Raw genomic sequence first — 18,332 nt, forward strand, 5'->3', positions numbered from 1 at the left:
CGTATACCGGCAGAGAGCAGGGGTGGTCAGGCTTGTGCGGTTTCACCCTCGGACTGGCCTACAGCGTTGGCGGCTGATGCCGCAGCTGTTGCGGCGTCCATTATCTTGATCGCATGCAGGCCTTTGGGGCCCTGGATGATCTCGAATTCCACGGACTGGCCTGCCTTGAGAGTCTTGTAGCCGTCCATCTGGATCGCGGAATAGTGCGCGAACAGATCGTCGGTTTTACCCTCTTCGTTGATGAATCCGTAGCCCTTGGCATTGTTGAACCACTTGACTTTACCGCTTGCCATCCCTATGTCCCTCTGCAAAGGACTCCATCACTGGAGTATCATCCACTTCATCCGCATACGAACCATGCGAAAAATCTGGTTGACTGCGCGGATCTTTATCGACCACGGTGGGTTCTTATTGGTTGTAACACCGTTTTGCCGATAGTCAAGGTCAGGTGGCGCGTGCGCCAGCGGCCGCAAATGCAGTCAACCCACAACCTTAACCTGTCGATCATGATGAATTTCTTTCCATGCATGCACCCAGTGAGATTCGACTAACATTCAATCAGGATCGCCCGCAATCGAATGAGGACGACGGCTCAGGGCTTGCGGTACAGGAAGCCAAGCCGATCCTGCAGGCGCCACCGATGTACAAGGTGGTTTTGTTCAACGATGACTACACGCCGATGGATTTCGTCGTCGAAGTGCTCGAAACGTTCTTCAGTCTGAACCGCGAGCTGGCGACCAAGATCATGCTGACCGTCCATACCGAGGGGCGGGCAGTGTGCGGATTGTTTACCCGTGACATCGCCGAAACAAAGGCCATGCAGGTCAACCAATACGCCAGGGAAAGCCAGCATCCGCTACTCTGTGAAATCGAGAAGGACGGTTAATCGCCGACCACTTGGGTATGAGGTGAAGCTATGTTAAACCGCGAGCTCGAAGTCACCCTCAATCTTGCCTTCAAGGAGGCCCGTTCGAAACGTCATGAATTCATGACCGTCGAACATCTGCTGCTGGCACTCCTTGACAATGAGGCTGCTGCGACCGTTCTGCGCGCCTGTGGCGCCAATCTCGACAAACTCAAGCACGACCTGCAAGAGTTCATCGACTCCACTACACCCCTGATCCCCGTCAACGACGAAGACCGCGAAACCCAGCCGACCCTGGGCTTCCAGCGTGTGCTGCAGCGTGCCGTGTTCCACGTGCAGAGTTCCGGCAAGCGCGAAGTCACCGGTGCCAATGTGCTGGTGGCGATCTTCAGCGAACAGGAAAGCCAGGCCGTGTTCCTGCTCAAGCAGCAGAGCGTGGCCCGTATCGACGTGGTCAACTACATCGCCCACGGCATCTCCAAGGTGCCGGGCCATGGTTCGCATGCCGAAAGCGACCAGGAAATGCAGGACGAAGAGGGTGGCGAAACCTCCTCTTCGAGCAACCCGCTGGATGCCTACGCCAGCAACCTGAACGAACTGGCCCGTGCCGGGCGTATCGACCCGCTGGTGGGTCGCGAGCAGGAAGTCGAGCGTGTGGCGCAGATTCTGGCCCGCCGTCGCAAGAACAACCCGCTGCTGGTCGGTGAGGCTGGCGTCGGCAAGACCGCCATCGCCGAAGGCCTGGCCAAGCGTATCGTCGACGGCCAGGTGCCTGATCTGCTGGCGCAGAGCGTGGTCTACTCGCTGGACCTCGGTGCGCTGCTGGCCGGTACCAAGTACCGCGGTGATTTCGAAAAGCGCTTCAAGGCGCTGCTCGGTGAGCTGAAGAAGCGCCCGCAAGCGATTCTGTTCATCGATGAAATCCACACCATCATCGGAGCCGGTGCGGCGTCGGGTGGGGTGATGGATGCGTCCAACCTGCTCAAGCCGCTGCTGTCCTCCGGTGAAATCCGTTGCATCGGTTCGACCACCTTCCAGGAGTTCCGCGGCATCTTCGAGAAAGACCGTGCCTTGGCGCGGCGCTTCCAGAAGGTCGATGTCAGCGAGCCTTCGGTCGAAGACACCGTGGGCATCCTGCGTGGCCTGAAAGGCCGCTTCGAGAGCCACCACAACATCGAGTACAGCGACGAAGCCCTGCGCGCCGCCGCCGAACTGGCCTCACGTTACATCAATGACCGGCACATGCCGGACAAGGCCATCGATGTGATCGACGAGGCGGGTGCCTATCAGCGCCTGCAGCCTGAAGCGAACCGGGTCAAGCGCATCGATGTGCCCCAGGTCGAGGACATTGTCGCCAAGATCGCGCGCATTCCGCCGAAGCATGTCACCAGTTCCGACAAGGAACTGCTGCGCAACCTCGAGCGTGACCTGAAGCTGACCGTGTTCGGCCAGGATCAGGCCATTGATTCGCTGGCCACCGCCATCAAGCTGTCCCGGGCCGGCCTCAAATCACCGGACAAGCCGGTCGGCTCTTTCCTGTTCGCCGGCCCGACCGGTGTGGGCAAGACCGAGGCTGCGCGGCAGCTGGCCAAGGCGCTGGGCGTAGAGCTGGTGCGCTTCGACATGTCCGAGTACATGGAGCGCCACACCGTATCGCGCCTGATCGGTGCGCCTCCTGGCTATGTTGGTTTCGACCAGGGCGGTTTGCTGACCGAAGCGATCACCAAGCAACCGCACTGCGTACTGCTGCTCGATGAAATCGAGAAGGCCCACCCGGAAGTCTTCAACCTGCTGCTGCAGGTGATGGACCACGGTACCCTGACCGACAACAACGGGCGCAAGGCCGACTTCCGCAACGTGATCCTGATCATGACCACCAACGCCGGTGCTGAAACCGCCGCGCGGGCCTCGATCGGCTTCACCCATCAGGACCACGCGTCCGATGCCATGGAAGTCATCCGCAAAAGCTTCACGCCGGAGTTCCGCAACCGTCTGGACACCATTATCCAGTTTGGCCGCCTGAGCACCGAGACGATCAAGAGCATCGTCGACAAGTTCCTCATCGAACTGCAGGCGCAGCTGGAGGACAAGCGTGTGCTGCTGGAAGTCAGCGATGCCGCCCGCGGTTGGTTGGCGGTTTCCGGCTACGACGTGCAGATGGGCGCACGGCCGATGGCCCGGCTTATCCAGGACAAGATCAAGCGGCCGTTGGCCGAGGAGATCCTGTTTGGCGAGCTGGCCGAGCACGGTGGTGTGGTGCATGTCGACCTGCGCGATGGCGAACTGGTGTTCGACTTCGAGACCACGGCTGAGGTGGCTTGATAGTGGGGCCGCTTTGCGGCCCATCGCGGCTAAAGCCGCTCCTACAGGGAATTGTGTTTCCCTGTAGGAGCGGCTTTAGCCGCGATGCGGTTTCAGCAGGCACAAAAAAGCCCGGCACATGCCGGGCTTTTTCATGGCTGGAGCTTAGCGCGCGCGGTAGGTGATGCGGCCCTTGCTCAGGTCGTAAGGCGTCAGCTCGACGCGGACCTTGTCGCCAGTGAGAATACGGATGTAGTTCTTGCGCATCTTTCCGGAGATGTGCGCGGTTACGACGTGCCCGTTTTCCAACTCCACGCGGAACATGGTGTTGGGCAGGGTGTCGACGACAGTACCTTCCATTTCGAAGCTGTCTTCTTTCGACATGCAGTAGAGCCCTCGGATCCAGTGTTGGCCCGACGCATAACCGCACCGGGCAAAAAAGTGGCGTGGATTATGCCGGAAAACTGCGTGTCAAGCCAATGCTTTCAGTTGAGGGTGACCCAGCGCTGGTTAATCAACAACTCGATAGGTCGATACTGCGTCTTGTAGTTCATCTTCTTGCAGTTCTTTATCCAGTAACCCAGGTAGACCGCCTCCAGGTCCTGGCGCAGGGCTTCGGTGATCTGCCAGAGAATGGCAAAACGCCCCAGGCTGCGCCGTTCTTCGTCGGGCTCGTAGAAGGTGTATACCGCCGACAGGCCGTTGGGCAGCAGGTCGCATACTGCAACCGCCAGCAGGCGGCCTTCCAGGCGGAACTCGTAGAACCAGCAGAACGGCAGGTCGCGGACCAGGAAGGTGGAGAACTGGTCGCGGCTCGGCGGGTACATGTCGCCATCGGCGTGGCGGGTCTCGATGTAGCGCCGATACAGGTCGAAATATTCTTCCTTGAACGCCGGGCGAGCGGCCGTCACGGTCAGGTCAGCGTTGCGCTTGAGGATGCGCCGCTGCTGGCGGTTGGGAATGAAGCGCGCGGCGGGGATGCGCGCCGGCACGCAGGCATTGCAGTTCTGGCAATGCGGGCGGTACAGGTGGTCGCCACTGCGGCGAAAGCCCATTTCCGACAGGTCGGCATACACCTGCACGTCCATCGGCTGGCTGGGGTCGAGGAACAGCGTGGTGGCCTGTTCGTCCGGCAGGTAGCTGCAGGAGTGGGGCTGAGTGGCATAGAACTTCAACCGCGCCAACTCTGTCATGATCAACCCCTCGGTGAGACTTTGCTTTAAGTGTAAGCCAGCTCGCAGAACTCGCCTAGCGAACCCAGGTGGCACTGTTGGGCTGATCGAGGTGGCGCGCCAGGTAGTCGGCGAAGCTGGCGCGGCTGATGGCGCGGGCCCCAAGGCTGTGCAGGTGGTTGGTCGGCATCTGGCAGTCGATCAGCACGAAGCCGGCTTGGCGCAGATGCTCGACCAGCGTCACGAAGCCGACCTTGGAGGCGTTGTCGGCGCGGCTGAACATCGATTCACCAAAGAACAGCTGGCCGATGGCCAGGCCGTACAGGCCGCCGACCAGCTCGCCGCCCTCGCGCACTTCCACCGAATGGGCGATGCCGCGGCGGTGCAGCTCGCAGTAGGCATCGCGCATGGTATCGGTGATCCAGGTGCCGTCGGCATAGTCGCGCGGGGCCGCGCAGGCGGCGATCACTGCGGGGAAGTCACTGTCGAAGGTGACCTGGTAGCGGCCCTGGCGCATCAGCTTGGCCAGCGAGCGTGAGACATGCAGCTCGTCCGGGAGCAGCACCGTGCGCGGGTCGGGTGACCACCAAAGGATCGGCTGGCCGTCCTGGTACCAGGGGAAGCAGCCATGCCGGTAGGCTTGCTCCAGGCGCTCGGGGCTCAGGTCGCCGCCAGCGGCGAGCAGGCCGTTGGGGTCGTGCAGGGCCTTTTCCAGGGGCGGGAAGGTCAGCGAGTCGCGGGTCAGCCAGGTGAGCATGGTCTATCGTGCGGTGGGGGAGGGGAGAGGGCAGCATGGCGCGCAGGGCTTGCGGGGTCAATGCTGGCAGGGTCAGAAGCAATTGGCGGGCAGCAGAATAGGCAATTTCCTACACATTCATGAAACCATAGGCACCATCCGCTACATTTGCTGTCACACCTGTGCAAAAACACAGCATAAGCCTTTGTCACAAAAGAAAATGCGTGCTCAAATTGCACCTATACGAAAGTCGCCCCCACTCAAGCTCCATACGGCGCGCCGTCATGGCGGCTGGCGGGCAGTAATGTTAAAAGTAGTGGTTCATTGGCCAGACGCCGGCCGATCACTACTGGACGCGCAGCACGCGCAGGAATAGACGCGTTTTGAAGAAATCCACCGCAACTCCAGCTCCTTTGCCTGTGCCCCTGTGGCGACAGCAGCTGCATTACCGCCTCAAGGAAGGTGCGTTGATCGCTGTCGGCGCCCTGTGCCTGTACCTGTGGATGGCACTGCTGACCTACGACACGTCGGACCCAGGCTTCAGCCACACCAGCAACATCGACCAGGTGCAGAATGCCGCCGGGCGTGCCGGCGCGTACTTCGCCGACATCCTGTTCATGGTGCTGGGCTATTTCGCCTACATCTTCCCGCTGCTGCTGGCGATCAAGACCTGGCAGATCTTCCGCGAACGCCACCAGCCGTGGCAGTGGAGCGGCTGGCTGTTCTCCTGGCGCCTCATCGGCCTGGTGTTCCTGGTGCTGTCGGGCGCGGCCCTGGCGCATATCCACTTCCACCCGCCGGCGAGCCTGCCGTTTTCCGCGGGTGGTGCGCTGGGCGAAAGCCTTGGCGACCTGGCGCGCAACCTGCTGAACGTGCAGGGCAGCACGCTGATGTTCATTGCCCTGTTCCTGTTCGGCCTGACGGTATTCACCGACCTGTCGTGGTTCAAGGTGATGGACATGACCGGCAAGATCACCCTCGACCTGTTCGAGCTGGTGCAGGGCGCGGCCAGCCGCTGGTGGGAAGCGCGCAACGAGCGCAAACGCCTGGAAGCGCAACTGCGTGAAGTTGACGAGCCGGCCTTCGACCTGGGGCCGAAGGCCACCGACAAGCGCGAGCCGGCCAAACCGGCGCTGCGCGAGCGCATTTTCAAGCGCGAAGAAGCACCGGCCCAGCCCGCCGAACCCCGTGAGCCTACCCTTGCCCGTGAGCCTGCCCGTGAGCCGGTAGTGCCTCGCGAGCCGACCCTCGCCCGCGAGCCTGTAGTGCCGCGTGAGCCTGTGGTCCCCCGCCAGCAACCCGCAGCGGTGCCGACCATCGTGCCACCGGCCGCAGAGCGTGCGCCGGAGCCGAGCAAGCGAGTGATGAAGGAAAAACAGGCGCCGCTGTTCGTCGACAGCGCCGTGGAAGGCACCTTGCCGTCGATTTCCATCCTCGATCCGGCCGAGCAGAAGAAGATCGAGTACTCGCCAGAGTCCCTGGCCGGGGTCGGCCAGTTGCTGGAAATCAAGCTCAAGGAATTCGGCGTTGAAGTCTCGGTGGACTCCATCCACCCGGGCCCGGTGATTACCCGTTACGAAATCCAGCCGGCCGCTGGCGTCAAGGTCAGCCGTATCGCCAACCTGGCCAAGGACCTGGCGCGTTCGCTGGCAGTGACCAGTGTGCGGGTGGTCGAAGTGATCCCCGGCAAGACCACCGTAGGTATCGAGATCCCCAACGAAAACCGGCAGATGGTGCGCTTCTCGGAAGTGCTCGCCACGCCGCAGTACGACGAGCAGAAATCGCCGGTCACCCTGGCCCTGGGCCACGACATTGGCGGCAAGCCGGTGATCACCGACCTGGCCAAGATGCCGCACCTGCTGGTGGCCGGTACTACCGGTTCCGGTAAGTCGGTAGGTGTGAACGCGATGATCCTGTCGATCCTGTTCAAGTCCAGCCCGGAAGACGCGCGGCTGATCATGATCGACCCGAAAATGCTCGAACTGTCGATCTACGAAGGCATCCCGCACCTGCTGTGCCCGGTGGTCACCGACATGAAGGACGCCGCCAACGCCCTGCGCTGGAGCGTGGCCGAGATGGAGCGGCGCTACAAGCTGATGGCGGCCATGGGCGTGCGTAACCTGGCCGGCTTCAACCGCAAGGTCAAGGACGCCCAGGAAGCCGGCGAGATCATCCATGACCCGCTGTACCGCCGCGAAAGCATGGATGATGAGCCGCCTGCGCTGAAGACCCTGCCGACCATCGTCGTGGTGGTCGACGAATTCGCCGACATGATGATGATCGTCGGCAAGAAGGTCGAAGAGCTGATCGCCCGTATCGCCCAGAAGGCGCGGGCCGCCGGTATTCACTTGATCCTCGCTACCCAGCGCCCGTCGGTGGACGTGATCACCGGCCTGATCAAGGCCAACATCCCGACCCGCATGGCGTTCCAGGTGTCGAGCAAGATCGACTCGCGGACCATCATCGACCAGGGCGGCGCCGAACAGCTGCTTGGCCATGGTGACATGCTGTACATGCCACCGGGCACCAGCCTGCCGATCCGTGTGCACGGTGCGTTCGTCTCCGACGATGAAGTGCACCGCACGGTCGAGGCCTGGAAGCTGCGTGGCGCACCGGACTACAACGACGACATCCTCAACGGCGTCGAAGAGGCCGGTAGCGGCTTTGATGGCGGCGGTGGCGGTGGCGATGGTGACGATGCCGAAACCGATGCCCTGTATGATGAGGCCGTGCAGTTCGTGCTGGAAAGCCGCCGTGCTTCCATCTCGGCCGTGCAGCGCAAGCTGAAGATCGGCTACAACCGCGCTGCGCGGATGATCGAGTCGATGGAAATGGCCGGCGTGGTCACCCCGATGAACAGCAACGGCTCGCGGGAAGTGATTGCCCCGGGTGGCCCGCGCGACTGAAGAACACCTTGCCGGGCACCAACGGTGGCGCCCGGCCTTTTCAATGCTCAATGAGGATTCCCATGCGCGCGATTCGCATGCTGTTGGTTTCTGCCCTGACCCTGGGCTCGGTTACTGCTTATGCCGGTGAGCAAGACGTACAACGCCTGACCCAGCTGTTGGAAAAGTCCCAGACCATCGAGGCCAACTTCTCCCAGCTGACCCTGGACGCCGGCGGCACCAGCCTGCAGGAAACGTCCGGCAAGATGACCGTTAAGCGCCCAGGCCTGTTCTACTGGCACACCAATGCGCCGCAGGAGCAGGTGGTGGTGTCCGATGGCAAGAACGTCACCCTGTGGGACCCGGACCTGGAGCAGGCGACCATCAAGAAGCTTGACCAGCGCCTGAACCAGACCCCGGCACTGCTGCTGTCCGGTGACGTGTCGAAGATCAGCCAGAGCTTCGACATCACCTCCAAGGAGCAGGGCGAGGTGATGGACTTCACCCTCAAGCCCAAGACCAAGGACACCTTGTTCGACTCGCTGCGCGTGTCGTTCCGCAGGGGCCTGATCAATGACATGCAGCTGGTCGACAGTGTCGGCCAGCGCACCAACATCCTGTTCAATGGCGTCAAGGCCAACCAGGCGGTGCCGGACAGCCAGTTCAAGTTCGACATCCCCAAGGGCGCCGACGTCATCAAGGAGTAAGCAGAGCTCGCCATGGACCTGTTTCGAAGCGAACCCGTCGCCCAGCCTCTGGCCGCCCGCCTGCGCCCGTCCAACCTGGACGAGTACGTCGGCCAGGAGCACCTGTTGGCGCGTGGCAAACCGCTGCGCGAGGCGCTGGAGCAGGGTGCGCTGCACTCGATGATCTTCTGGGGGCCGCCGGGGGTGGGCAAGACCACCCTCGCGCGGTTGCTGGCGCAGTTCTGCGATGCGCACTTCGAGACGGTGTCGGCGGTGCTGGCCGGGGTCAAGGAGATCCGCCAGGCAGTCGAAGTAGCCAAGCAGCAGGCCGGCCAGTATGGCCGGCGCACCATCCTGTTCGTCGACGAAGTGCACCGCTTCAACAAGTCCCAGCAGGATGCCTTCCTGCCTTATGTGGAAGACGGCACCCTGCTGTTCATTGGTGCCACTACCGAGAACCCGTCGTTCGAACTGAACAATGCGTTGCTGTCGCGGGCGCGGGTGTACGTGCTCAAGAGCCTCGACGAAGCGGCGCTGCGCAAGCTGGTCAATCGCGCGCTGACTGAAGAGCGCGGGCTGGGCAAGCGTAACCTGCGGGTCGGTGACGACGCCTTCAAGATGCTCATGGCCGCCGCCGATGGCGATGGCCGGCGCATGCTCAACTTCCTCGAGAACGCCTCGGACCTGGCCGAAGATGGCAGCGAGATCGACGTCGAGATGCTGCAAAGCCTGCTCGGCGACAGCCGCCGCCGCTTCGACAAGGGGGGCGAAGCGTTCTACGACCAGATTTCTGCGCTGCACAAGTCAGTGCGCGGCTCCAACCCGGATGGCGCCCTGTATTGGTTCGCCCGCATGCTCGACGGCGGCTGCGACCCGCTGTACATCGCCCGCCGCGTGGTGCGCATGGCCAGCGAGGACATCGGCAACGCCGACCCGCGCGCCCTGAGCCTGTGCCTGGCCGCCTGGGACGTGCAGGAGCGCCTGGGCAGCCCGGAGGGCGAGCTGGCGGTGGCCCAGGCCATCACCTACATCGCCTGTGCGCCGAAAAGCAATGCAGTGTACGTGGGCTTCAAGACCGCGTTGCGCGAAGCGGCCGAACATGGCTCGCTGGAAGTGCCGCTGCACCTGCGCAATGCCCCGACCAAGCTGATGAAGCAACTCGGTTATGGCGAAGAGTACCGCTACGCCCATGACGAGCCCGATGCCTATGCGGCCGGCGAGGACTACTTCCCTGAAGAGCTGGAACCGCGCCAGTACTACCAGCCCGTGCCGCGAGGCCTGGAACTGAAGATCGGCGAGAAGCTGCGCCACTTGGCCGAGCTCGACCGCAACAGCCCCCGTCAGCGGAGAAAACCGTGATTGCACTGATTGCCGCGGTCAGCGCGGGCGGTATTGCCGGGACCTTGTTGCGCTTCGCTACCGCGAACTGGGTCGCGGCCCACTGGCCACGGCACTTCTATGTCGGTACGCTGGCGGTCAACCTGGTTGGCTGCCTGCTGATCGGCCTGCTCTATGGCCTGTTCCTGCACAAGCCGCTGGCGCCAGTCGAACTGCGCGCCGGCCTGATCGTCGGCTTCCTCGGCGGCCTGACGACGTTTTCCTCCTTTTCGCTCGATACCGTGCGCCTGATCGAAAGTGGGCAAGTGCCCCTCGCCTTGGGCTATACCAGTATCAGCGTGGTGGGCGGGCTCCTGGCCACCTGGGCCGGCCTGTCCCTGACCCGTTTCTGAACCAACACCTACACATAACGAGAGAACGATATGCTCGATTCCAAACTGTTACGCGGCCAACTTCAGGAAGTGGCGGATCGCCTGGCCTCCCGTGGCTTCAGCCTGGATGTCGCGCGCATCGAATCACTGGAAGAGCGCCGCAAGGCGGTGCAGACCCGCACCGAGCAGCTGCAGGCCGAGCGTAACGCCCGTTCCAAGTCGATCGGCCAGGCCAAGGCCAAGGGCGAAGACATCGCCCCGCTGATGGCAGACGTCGAGCGCATGGCCAACGAACTGGCCGCTGGCAAGAGTGAACTGGACGGTATCCAGGCCGAACTGGATGGCATCCTGCTGACCATCCCCAACCTGCCGGACGCCAGTGTACCGGTCGGTGCCAGCGAAGACGACAACGTCGAAGTGCGCCGCTGGGGCACGCCGGCTAGCTTCGATTTCGAGATCAAGGACCACGTCGCCCTGGGTGAAATCAGCGGTGGCCTGGACTTCGAAGCCGCGGCCAAGCTTTCTGGCGCGCGCTTTGCCGTGCTGCGTGGGCCAATCGCCCGCCTGCACCGCGCCCTGGCGCAGTTCATGATCAACCTGCACACCGGCGAGCACGGTTACGAAGAGCACTACACCCCTTATCTGGTGCAGGCACCGGCCCTGCAGGGCACCGGCCAGCTGCCGAAGTTCGAGGAAGACCTGTTCAAGATCACCCGCGAAGGCGAAGCCGACTTCTACCTGATCCCGACTGCCGAAGTTTCGCTGACCAACCTGGTCGCCGAGCAGATCCTCGATGCCAAGCAACTGCCACTCAAGCTGGTCGCCCACACCCCATGCTTCCGCAGCGAAGCCGGTGCGTCGGGCCGTGACACCCGCGGCATGATCCGCCAGCACCAGTTCGACAAGGTCGAGATGGTCCAGGTGGTCGAGCCGTCCAAGTCGATGGAAGCCCTGGAAGGCCTGACTGCCAACGCCGAGCGCGTGCTGCAGCTGCTGGAACTGCCATATCGCGTACTGGCCCTGTGCACCGGCGACATGGGCTTCGGCGCCGTGAAGACCTACGACCTCGAAGTGTGGGTGCCGAGCCAGGACAAGTACCGCGAGATCAGCTCCTGCTCCAACTGCGGTGACTTCCAGGCGCGCCGCATGCAGGCCCGCTGGCGCAACCCGGAAACCGGCAAGCCGGAGCTGGTGCATACCCTCAATGGCTCCGGCCTGGCCGTAGGCCGTACCCTGGTGGCCGTGCTGGAAAACTACCAGCAGGCTGACGGCTCGATCCGCGTACCGGACGTGCTGAAGCCGTACATGGGCGGCGTCGAGGTCATCCGATAAATGGATTACCTGCCGCTGTTCCACAAGCTGCAGGGCGGCCGGGTACTGGTCGTCGGTGGCGGTGAGATCGCCCTGCGCAAGGCGCGCCTGCTGGCCGATGCCGGCGCCGTGCTGCGCGTGGTGGCGCCGGACATCGACGGCCAGCTGGCCGCGTTGGCCCGGGAAGGTAGCGGTGAGGTGCTGGTGCGTGGCTATCAGGCGGCCGACCTGGTCGGCTGCCGGCTGGTGATCGCGGCCACCGACGATCCTGGGCTCAACGCCCAGGTGTCGGCCGATGCGCAGGCGCTGAGCCTGCCGGTCAACGTGGTGGATGCGCCGGCCCTGTGCACGGTGATCTTCCCGGCGATCGTCGACCGTTCACCCTTGGTGATCGCGGTGTCCAGTGGCGGCGACGCCCCGGTGCTGGCGCGGTTGATCCGCGCCAAGCTGGAGGCCTGGATCCCGTCGGCCTATGGCGAACTGGCCGGGCTGGCTGCGCGCTTCCGGCACAAGGTCAAAGCCTTGTACCCGGACGTCAATCAACGCCGCGGGTTCTGGGAAACGGTCTTCCAAGGGCCGATTGCCGAGCGCCAGCTGGCCGGGCAGGGCGCCGAGGCCGAACGCCTGTTGCAGGCGATGGTCGAGGGTGCTCCAGTGCAGCAGGGTGGCGAGGTTTATCTGGTAGGTGCTGGGCCGGGTGATCCGGACTTGCTGACCTTCCGTGCCTTGCGCCTGATGCAGCAGGCCGATGTGGTGCTGTACGACCGCCTGGTGGCACCGGCCATCATCGAGATGTGCCGGCGTGATGCCGAGCGTATCTACGTCGGCAAGCGCCGCGCCGACCATGCCGTGCCGCAGGACCAGATCAACCGCCTGCTGGTCGACCTCGCCCAGCAGGGCAAGCGTGTATTGCGCCTCAAGGGCGGCGACCCGTTCATCTTTGGCCGGGGTGGCGAAGAGATCGAAGAGCTGGCCGAGCAAGGTATCCCGTTCCAGGTGGTGCCGGGCATTACCGCGGCCAGTGGGTGTTCCGCTTATGGCGGTATTCCGTTGACTCACCGCGACTATGCCCAGTCGGTGCGCTTCGTCACCGGGCACCTCAAGGATGGCACCAGCAATCTGCCTTGGCATGACCTGGTGGCGCCGGCCCAGACCCTGGTGTTCTACATGGGGCTGGTGGGGTTGCCGACCATCTGTGCTGAGCTGATTCGCCATGGGCGGGCGGCCAGTACACCAGCGGCCTTGGTGCAGCAGGGGACTACGCGCAATCAGCGGGTGTTTACCGGTACGTTGGCGGACCTGCCGCAGCTGGTGGCCGAGCATGAAGTGCATGCGCCGACCCTGGTGATTGTCGGGGAAGTGGTGCAACTGCGCGAGAAGCTGGCCTGGTTTGAAGGTTCTCAGAACAGCTGAAATCGTCGGGGCTGCAAAGCAGCCCCGGCAATCTCAAGCTAGAACAGCGGCACCGAATAGCTCACCGTCAGCCGGTTCTGATCCTGATTCCATTCACTGGGCACCCCACTGCGCAGCATGCCGTTGCGCCAGCTAAAGCCCAGCCCCTTGAACGCCCCACTCTGCACCACATAGTCCAGGGCGATGTCACGCTCCCATTCCTTCTCGTCTCCCCCGGACGCCATGCGGATGTTCGTGCCCTTCAGGTACGCCACCGAAGCCACCAGCCCCGGTACGCCCAACGCTGCAAAGTTGTAGCTGTATTGGCCGAAGGTGGTGCGCTCGCCCGCACGGGTGAAGCTGGTCACCAGGCGGTCGGTGAACAGGTAGATGCTCGACCCGGCGGCACCTTCACCGGTATTGCCCTGGTTCAGTTGGACGAAGTTGCCACTGTCGGACACCCGCTGGTGGCCGAGCAGCACGGCGTGGCCGCCGATGGCGTAGGTGAACATGGCACTCCAGGTGTCGTTGTCGATCTTGCCCGGCGTATCACCCAGGCCACTGACCTGGTAGCCCGCCGCGCGGCCGCTGGCCGAGTCGTTGCGCCCGTCGGCATCGGTCTTGAAGTAGCGCAGGTCGGTGGTCAGCGACTGGTCGTCGGCCAGCGCCCAGGTGTGCACCAGGCCGGCAAAGTGCTGGATGTAGTAGTCCTGCAGTTGCGCTGCGTAGTACTGCAGCTTTAGGTCGCGGGTCAGCTGGTAGTCCGCGCCGGCGAAAAGGAATTCGTTGCTCTGGCGGGTGCCGCCCGCTACGGCCAGGCCTGAGCGGTTGGTCGAACTGCGGCCTGTAGTGTGCTCCAGGCGACCACCGATCAAGGTCAGGCCATCAATTTCTTTCGAGCTGATCATGCCGCCTTCGAAGGTTTGCGGCAGCACCCGGCCGTCGTTGGCCACCAGGATTGGCAGCTTCGGCTGCAACGTGCCGTAGCGCGCTTCGGTCTGCGAAAAACGCAGTTTGCCGGTCAGCCCCAGCCGGCTCCACTCGTCCACGGCGCTGCCATCACTGTCGTCGGGGATCATCGAGCTGCCGCGGTGGTTGCCGGCGCCACCGTCCAGGCGCACGCCGAGCATGCCCAGGGCGTCGAGGCCAAAGCCGACGGTACCGTCGGTGAAGCCGGACTTGTAGTCGAACACGAAGCCTTGGGCCCATTCGGCGGTCTTGCTCTGCCCGGCTGACCCTGGGCGGTCGCGGAAGTCGTTGTTGAAGTAGTAGTTGCGCAGGTTGAGGTTGGCCTTGCCATCCTCGATGAAGGCGGCCTGGGCTGCGGGCAGTGCGAAGGTGCTGGCGGTGAGCAGGTACAGGTGCGCGCGTGGCTTTCTTGTCATTGTTGTTTTCCTGAAGGCGAAAGGGCGCCCGAAACGTCCGGGCGCAAAGGGCGTGGTGCAGCGGTGGGTCAGTCGGGCAGCCATTCCTGCAGGGTCAGCTCGACCGTGATGAACGACAGGTTGCGGCCACGCTGCAGGCGGCCGGCGAAGATGTTGCCGTCGGCATCGGCAAGTACGGCCTGCAGGCGGCTCTGCCCGGCGATGACCTCGCCGCTGAGGCTGAGGATCTCGATGCCCGGGCCCGGCACGTGGATATCCTGCATGCCCTGGCGGCCAAGGTAGTGCAGCGCGCCGTCGATCAGGCTGCCGAGGCCGCCACGGACCACGGCGCAGTTGATGCCGTGGCTGGCACAGAGCGCCTCGGCGCTGTCGATGATGTCTTCGTTGGGCTTGAGCCGGGCAACCACCAGGCGGCCCAGCTGGCCGCTCTGCACGTGCGACTCGGCGCTGTGTGGAGCAAGGGTCATGAGGCCTCCTTGAGCACGGGGTGCAACAGGTTGAACTGGGTTTCGGCATCCGGCTGCACCTGGTAGGCCACCTGGTCGAACAGGCACAGGCGCAGCACCAGCGGCTCGCTGCCGACGATCAGCCGGTTGAGCACCAGGTGGCCGCCGTGCTGCTGCCCGTCGCGGTCGATGAAGCCTGCGTGGCAGTGCAGTAGCGGCGCGCCGCTGGCATCGCGGCCAACGGTGAGAGCGCCGCTGATGAAGGTGATGTAGCCGTCCAGCACCACTGGCTGGCCATAGTCGTAGGGGCGCTGGCTATCGCGGGTGGTGACCATGCGGTGGTAGCTCAGGTGCGCCGCGCCGCCACAGAGGATGCGCCCCACCGCGCTCTGGTAGCGGCAACCGTGCAGCACGGCCAGCAGGCCTTCGGCGACATTGCAGGCCAGCGGCAGCTCGACGCGCAGTTCCTGGCCATGCGCCACTTCGCAGTCGAGCAGGCGCGGCTGCTGCGGCAGGCCGCCATGGATGAAGTGGCGCACGCCGCCATGGGTTTCGAAGTGCGGTGTCATGCCGGCTGCTCCTGGCCCGCTTCAAGCAGTGCACGGATGTGCTTCTTGACGATCTTGCCGTAGCCGGACTTCGGCATTTCGTGCCAGCGCACAAAGCGCTTGGGCCACTTGTAACGCGCCAGGCGCGGTTCAAGGTGAGCCAGCAGCTGTTCGTCGCTGACCTCGGCGGTGGTGACGATCACCGCGCAGCCACACTCGCCCCATTTCTCGTCGGGCATGCCCAGCACCGCTACCTCGTTGACTGCCGGGTGGGTCAGCAGCGCTTCTTCGATCTCCCGTGGGTACACGTTGGAGCCGCCGGAGATGTACATGTCCGATGCGCGGCCGGTGATGAACAGGTAACCCTGGTCGTCGACATGGCCGAGGTCACCCGTGTGGAACCAGCCATGGCGGAAGCAGGCTGCGTTGGCTTCGGGGTTGTTGTAGTAGCCGGCGAACACCGCCGGGCCGCGCACGCAGATTTCGCCGTCGCTGCCGCTGGGCAACTCGGTGCCGTGCTCGTCGAGGATCGCCACCTGCATGCCAGTGCGCGGGTAGCCACAGGAGCCGACCTTGGCCTGCGGGCCGTCCTCGGCGTCGTGGCAGTCGGCCGGCAGCACGGTGATGTTGCCGGTCACCTCGCCGAGGCCGTAATACTGCACCAGCACCTTGCCCAGGGTGCGCAGGGCATGGCACTGGTCGGCGCGGTACATCGGCGCGCCGGCATAGATCACGTAGCGCAGGCTGCTGTGGTCATAGCGGTCCACGGCCGGGTCTTCGGTGAGCATTTTGACGATGGTCGGCACCGTAAACAGGTTGTCGATGCGATGCTCCTGCACCAGCCGCCAGGCTTCGTCGCAGTCCAGCCGCTCGCCGGCCGGCAGCACGCAGGCTGCGCCGCGGGCGACGTTGACCAGGGCGTGGATGCCAGCGCCGTGGGACAGCGGGGCGAGCACCAGCGAGCGCGACTGCTGGCTCAGGCCGGGCATCAGGTCGGCCAGGTGGTTGTTGACCACGAAGGCCATCTGGCCGTGGGTGAGCACACCGGCCTTGGGGTGGCCGGTGGTGCCAGAGGTGTAGAAGAACCACAGCGGGTCGTGATAGTGCACCTCGGCCGGGCGGAAGGCCGTTTGCAGCGGCGCGCCCTCATCGAGCAAGGCGTCGTAGCCCAGCTCGCCGCTACGTGGGCTGCCGATGGCGATGACCGTCTGCAAGGCAGGGGAGGCCGAGCGCACGGCGTCGACGTAATGACCGAAGCCTTCGTCATAGAGCATCGCCACTGCGCCGCTGGAGCTTCCCAGGTACGCGGCCTCCGGCGGGGTGATGCGCACGTTGGTCGGCACCCAGACCATGCCAAGGCGAAACGCCACCCAGGCACTTTCGAACAGTTGCAGGTTGTTGCGCGCATGCACCAGCAGCCGGTCGCCCTTGCCCAGGCCCCGTGCACGCAGGGCGGCGGCGACGCTGTCGACGCGTTGCAGCAGCTGGCGCCACGACACCTGCTGCTCGCCGCGGATGAAACCCGGCTGCTCGGGCAGGCGTCGGGCCACCTGGGCCAGCAGCTCACCGAGGTTCATCACGTTGTCGATACCGGTCATAGCACGGCCTCCAGGATGCTCACGTAGTTGGTGACGGCCGCGCCGCCCATGTTGAAGACCCCTGCGCGGTCGGCGCGGGGCAGTTGCATGTCACCGGCCTGGCCGCTGAGCTGCATGGCCGCCATCACGTGCATCGACACGCCGGTGGCGCCGATCGGGTGGCCCTTGGACTTGAGCCCACCGGACGGGTTGATGGGCAGGCGGCCATCCTTGCGGCTGATGCCCTCGGCGATCACCCGTGCGCCCTGGCCGCGCTCGGCCAGGCCCATGGCCTCGTATTCGAGCAGCTCGGCGATGGTGAAGCAGTCGTGGGTTTCCACCAGGGACAGGTCATCAAGGGTCAGCCGTGCCTGGGTCAGCGCCTGCTGCCAGGCCCGCGCCGCGCCTTCGAACACCGTGGGGTCGCGGCGCGACAGCGGCAGGTAGTCGTTGACCTGCACCGCCGCGCGAAAGCGCACCGCCGGGCCATCGCCGCTGTGCTGGTCGGCACGGCTGATCACCAGTGCTGCGGCGCCGTCGCTGATCAGCGAGCAGTCGCTGCGCTTGAGCGGGCCGGCGACGAAGGGGTTTTTCTCCGAGGGCGTGCGGCAGAACTCGAAGCCGACGTCGCGGCGCATGTGGGCGTACGGGTTGAGGGCGCCGTTGGCGTGGTTCTTGGCGGCGATCATCGCCAGAGCGTCGGACTGGTCGCCATAACGCTCGAAGTAAGCGCTGGCGATGTTGCCGAACACCCCGGCAAAGCCGCTTTCGATATCTGCCTCCTCACGGGCGTAGCAGCACTTGAGCAGGATCTTGCCGACCTCGGCGGTGGGCAGGCTGTTCATCTTCTCGAAACCGACCACCAGTGCATGCCGGGACTGGCCGCTGAGCACTGCCTGCAAGGCCGAGTGGATGGCTGCGGAGCCGGTGGAACAGGCGTTTTCCACCCGCACCGCCGGGGTGAAGCGCAGGGCCGGGATATGGTTGGCGAGCAGCGCGGAGGGGAAGTCCTGGTACAGGAACCCGGCGTTGAAATGGCCGACATGTACCGAGTCGATCTGTTCTGGATCAAGCCTGGCGTGGGCCAGCGCGCCGAGGGCGGCGTCGGCCAGCATGCGCTCGGGGTCGATGTCGGGAAACTTGCCGAAAGGGGCATGGTGCCAGCCGCTGATCAGGGGTGAATCCATGAGGTGAGTCCTCGCTCGATGGGTTTGCGAGGTCGATGGCAAGAACGGTGCCAGCCCCTTGGCAAGGCGTCTGGGGCGTGCTTTTGTGGCCGTTGGCGAGGGTGTCGGCAGGTAGCAGGTGGGTGCTACAGG

17 protein-coding genes are annotated in these 18,332 nt (G+C 64.2%); 8 read left to right on the forward strand and 9 right to left on the reverse strand.

Annotated elements, in window-relative coordinates:
* Nucleotides 1-26 precede the first annotated feature (26 nt).
* Nucleotides 27-293 carry a cold shock domain-containing protein CspD gene (gene cspD, locus BUQ73_RS07660; protein WP_027919728.1) on the reverse strand — a complete coding sequence of 89 codons (267 nt, stop codon included), beginning with the start codon at nucleotides 291-293 and terminating at the stop codon, nucleotides 27-29.
* A 230-nt stretch (nucleotides 294-523) separates the two neighbouring features.
* Here cspD and clpS point away from each other — a divergent pair, with 230 nt between their 5' ends.
* Nucleotides 524-886 (forward strand): ATP-dependent Clp protease adapter ClpS, encoded by a 363-nt coding sequence (gene clpS / locus BUQ73_RS07665; RefSeq protein ID WP_003251220.1) that lies wholly within the window; start codon nucleotides 524-526, stop codon nucleotides 884-886.
* 30 nt (nucleotides 887-916) lie between these two features.
* Nucleotides 917-3,187: an ATP-dependent Clp protease ATP-binding subunit ClpA gene (clpA, locus tag BUQ73_RS07670; RefSeq protein ID WP_079227295.1), complete on the forward strand. Its 2,271-nt coding sequence runs from the start codon at nucleotides 917-919 to the stop codon at nucleotides 3,185-3,187.
* A 144-nt stretch (nucleotides 3,188-3,331) separates the two neighbouring features.
* Here clpA and infA read toward each other — a convergent pair whose 3' ends face one another.
* The 3 genes from infA to aat form a co-directional block, all read right to left on the reverse strand.
* Complete coding sequence (gene infA, locus BUQ73_RS07675) at nucleotides 3,332-3,550, reverse strand: translation initiation factor IF-1 (protein ID WP_002553999.1); 219 nt, start codon at nucleotides 3,548-3,550, stop codon at nucleotides 3,332-3,334.
* A 101-nt stretch (nucleotides 3,551-3,651) separates the two neighbouring features.
* Nucleotides 3,652-4,359, reverse strand: coding sequence for an arginyltransferase (locus tag BUQ73_RS07680; RefSeq protein ID WP_079227296.1), 708 nt, complete (start codon nucleotides 4,357-4,359; stop codon nucleotides 3,652-3,654).
* Nucleotides 4,360-4,414: 55 nt separating this feature from the next.
* Entirely contained in the window at nucleotides 4,415-5,095 is a 681-nt protein-coding gene (gene aat / locus BUQ73_RS07685) for a leucyl/phenylalanyl-tRNA--protein transferase (protein ID WP_079227297.1), read from the reverse strand.
* A gap of 302 nt (nucleotides 5,096-5,397) precedes the next feature.
* On the opposite strand from aat, the gene BUQ73_RS07690 reads away from it, so the two are divergent.
* The 6 genes from BUQ73_RS07690 (at nucleotide 5,398) to cysG (ending at nucleotide 13,078) form a co-directional block, all read left to right on the forward strand.
* On the forward strand, nucleotides 5,398-7,980 hold the full coding sequence (locus BUQ73_RS07690) for a DNA translocase FtsK (protein ID WP_416171820.1): 2,583 nt from the start codon (nucleotides 5,398-5,400) through the stop codon (nucleotides 7,978-7,980).
* Between the two features lie 62 nt (nucleotides 7,981-8,042).
* A complete protein-coding gene (gene lolA, locus BUQ73_RS07695; protein WP_027919733.1) occupies nucleotides 8,043-8,666 on the forward strand; it encodes an outer membrane lipoprotein chaperone LolA in 624 nt (207 codons plus the stop codon).
* A 12-nt stretch (nucleotides 8,667-8,678) separates the two neighbouring features.
* The gene (locus BUQ73_RS07700) at nucleotides 8,679-10,004 is read left to right on the forward strand and encodes a replication-associated recombination protein A (RefSeq protein ID WP_079227299.1); all 1,326 of its coding nucleotides are present in this window, start codon (nucleotides 8,679-8,681) and stop codon (nucleotides 10,002-10,004) included.
* Nucleotides 10,001-10,375: a fluoride efflux transporter CrcB gene (gene crcB / locus BUQ73_RS07705; protein WP_079227300.1), complete on the forward strand. Its 375-nt coding sequence runs from the start codon at nucleotides 10,001-10,003 to the stop codon at nucleotides 10,373-10,375. The genes BUQ73_RS07700 and crcB overlap by 4 nt, the downstream gene beginning before the upstream one ends.
* Nucleotides 10,376-10,405: 30 nt before the next feature.
* A complete protein-coding gene (gene serS / locus BUQ73_RS07710; RefSeq protein ID WP_060485524.1) occupies nucleotides 10,406-11,686 on the forward strand; it encodes a serine--tRNA ligase in 1,281 nt (426 codons plus the stop codon).
* On the forward strand, nucleotides 11,687-13,078 hold the full coding sequence (cysG, locus tag BUQ73_RS07715; protein ID WP_079227301.1) for a siroheme synthase CysG: 1,392 nt from the start codon (nucleotides 11,687-11,689) through the stop codon (nucleotides 13,076-13,078).
* 38 nt (nucleotides 13,079-13,116) lie between these two features.
* Here the strand turns inward: cysG and BUQ73_RS07720 are convergent, their stop codons facing one another.
* The 5 genes from BUQ73_RS07720 to BUQ73_RS07740 form a co-directional block, all read right to left on the reverse strand.
* Nucleotides 13,117-14,442, reverse strand: coding sequence for an OprD family porin (locus BUQ73_RS07720; protein ID WP_079227302.1), 1,326 nt, complete (start codon nucleotides 14,440-14,442; stop codon nucleotides 13,117-13,119).
* A 68-nt stretch (nucleotides 14,443-14,510) separates the two neighbouring features.
* On the reverse strand, nucleotides 14,511-14,909 hold the full coding sequence (locus BUQ73_RS07725; protein ID WP_079227303.1) for a PPC domain-containing DNA-binding protein: 399 nt from the start codon (nucleotides 14,907-14,909) through the stop codon (nucleotides 14,511-14,513).
* A complete protein-coding gene (locus tag BUQ73_RS07730; protein ID WP_079227304.1) occupies nucleotides 14,906-15,457 on the reverse strand; it encodes a hypothetical protein in 552 nt (183 codons plus the stop codon). The genes BUQ73_RS07725 and BUQ73_RS07730 overlap by 4 nt, the downstream gene beginning before the upstream one ends.
* Nucleotides 15,454-17,034 carry an acyl-CoA synthetase gene (locus BUQ73_RS07735; RefSeq protein WP_079227305.1) on the reverse strand — a complete coding sequence of 527 codons (1,581 nt, stop codon included), beginning with the start codon at nucleotides 17,032-17,034 and terminating at the stop codon, nucleotides 15,454-15,456. The genes BUQ73_RS07730 and BUQ73_RS07735 overlap by 4 nt, the downstream gene beginning before the upstream one ends.
* Nucleotides 17,031-18,200 carry an acetyl-CoA acetyltransferase gene (locus BUQ73_RS07740; RefSeq protein ID WP_079227306.1) on the reverse strand — a complete coding sequence of 390 codons (1,170 nt, stop codon included), beginning with the start codon at nucleotides 18,198-18,200 and terminating at the stop codon, nucleotides 17,031-17,033. Before BUQ73_RS07740 ends, BUQ73_RS07735 begins: the two co-directional genes overlap by 4 nt.
* Between the last annotated feature and the right edge of the window lie 132 nt (nucleotides 18,201-18,332).

This window comes from Pseudomonas putida, from assembly GCF_002025705.1.
GTDB classification, from domain to species: Bacteria; Pseudomonadota; Gammaproteobacteria; order Pseudomonadales; family Pseudomonadaceae; genus Aquipseudomonas; species Aquipseudomonas putida_J.

Coding starts and splice junctions, on each gene's coding strand:
- BUQ73_RS07680 (WP_079227296.1), bottom strand. CDS start 4,359: ATGACAGAGTTGGCGCGGTTGAAGTTCTATGCCACTCAGCCCCACTCC.
- BUQ73_RS07740 (WP_079227306.1), bottom strand. CDS start 18,200: ATGGATTCACCCCTGATCAGCGGCTGGCACCATGCCCCTTTCGGCAAG.
- BUQ73_RS07720 (WP_079227302.1), bottom strand. CDS start 14,442: ATGACAAGAAAGCCACGCGCGCACCTGTACCTGCTCACCGCCAGCACC.
- BUQ73_RS07735 (WP_079227305.1), bottom strand. CDS start 17,034: ATGACCGGTATCGACAACGTGATGAACCTCGGTGAGCTGCTGGCCCAG.
- cysG (WP_079227301.1), top strand. CDS start 11,687: ATGGATTACCTGCCGCTGTTCCACAAGCTGCAGGGCGGCCGGGTACTG.
- infA (WP_002553999.1), bottom strand. CDS start 3,550: ATGTCGAAAGAAGACAGCTTCGAAATGGAAGGTACTGTCGTCGACACC.
- cspD (WP_027919728.1), bottom strand. CDS start 293: ATGGCAAGCGGTAAAGTCAAGTGGTTCAACAATGCCAAGGGCTACGGA.
- clpS (WP_003251220.1), top strand. CDS start 524: ATGCATGCACCCAGTGAGATTCGACTAACATTCAATCAGGATCGCCCG.
- BUQ73_RS07725 (WP_079227303.1), bottom strand. CDS start 14,909: ATGACCCTTGCTCCACACAGCGCCGAGTCGCACGTGCAGAGCGGCCAG.
- BUQ73_RS07730 (WP_079227304.1), bottom strand. CDS start 15,457: ATGACACCGCACTTCGAAACCCATGGCGGCGTGCGCCACTTCATCCAT.
- clpA (WP_079227295.1), top strand. CDS start 917: ATGTTAAACCGCGAGCTCGAAGTCACCCTCAATCTTGCCTTCAAGGAG.
- lolA (WP_027919733.1), top strand. CDS start 8,043: ATGCGCGCGATTCGCATGCTGTTGGTTTCTGCCCTGACCCTGGGCTCG.
- aat (WP_079227297.1), bottom strand. CDS start 5,095: ATGCTCACCTGGCTGACCCGCGACTCGCTGACCTTCCCGCCCCTGGAA.
- serS (WP_060485524.1), top strand. CDS start 10,406: ATGCTCGATTCCAAACTGTTACGCGGCCAACTTCAGGAAGTGGCGGAT.
- BUQ73_RS07700 (WP_079227299.1), top strand. CDS start 8,679: ATGGACCTGTTTCGAAGCGAACCCGTCGCCCAGCCTCTGGCCGCCCGC.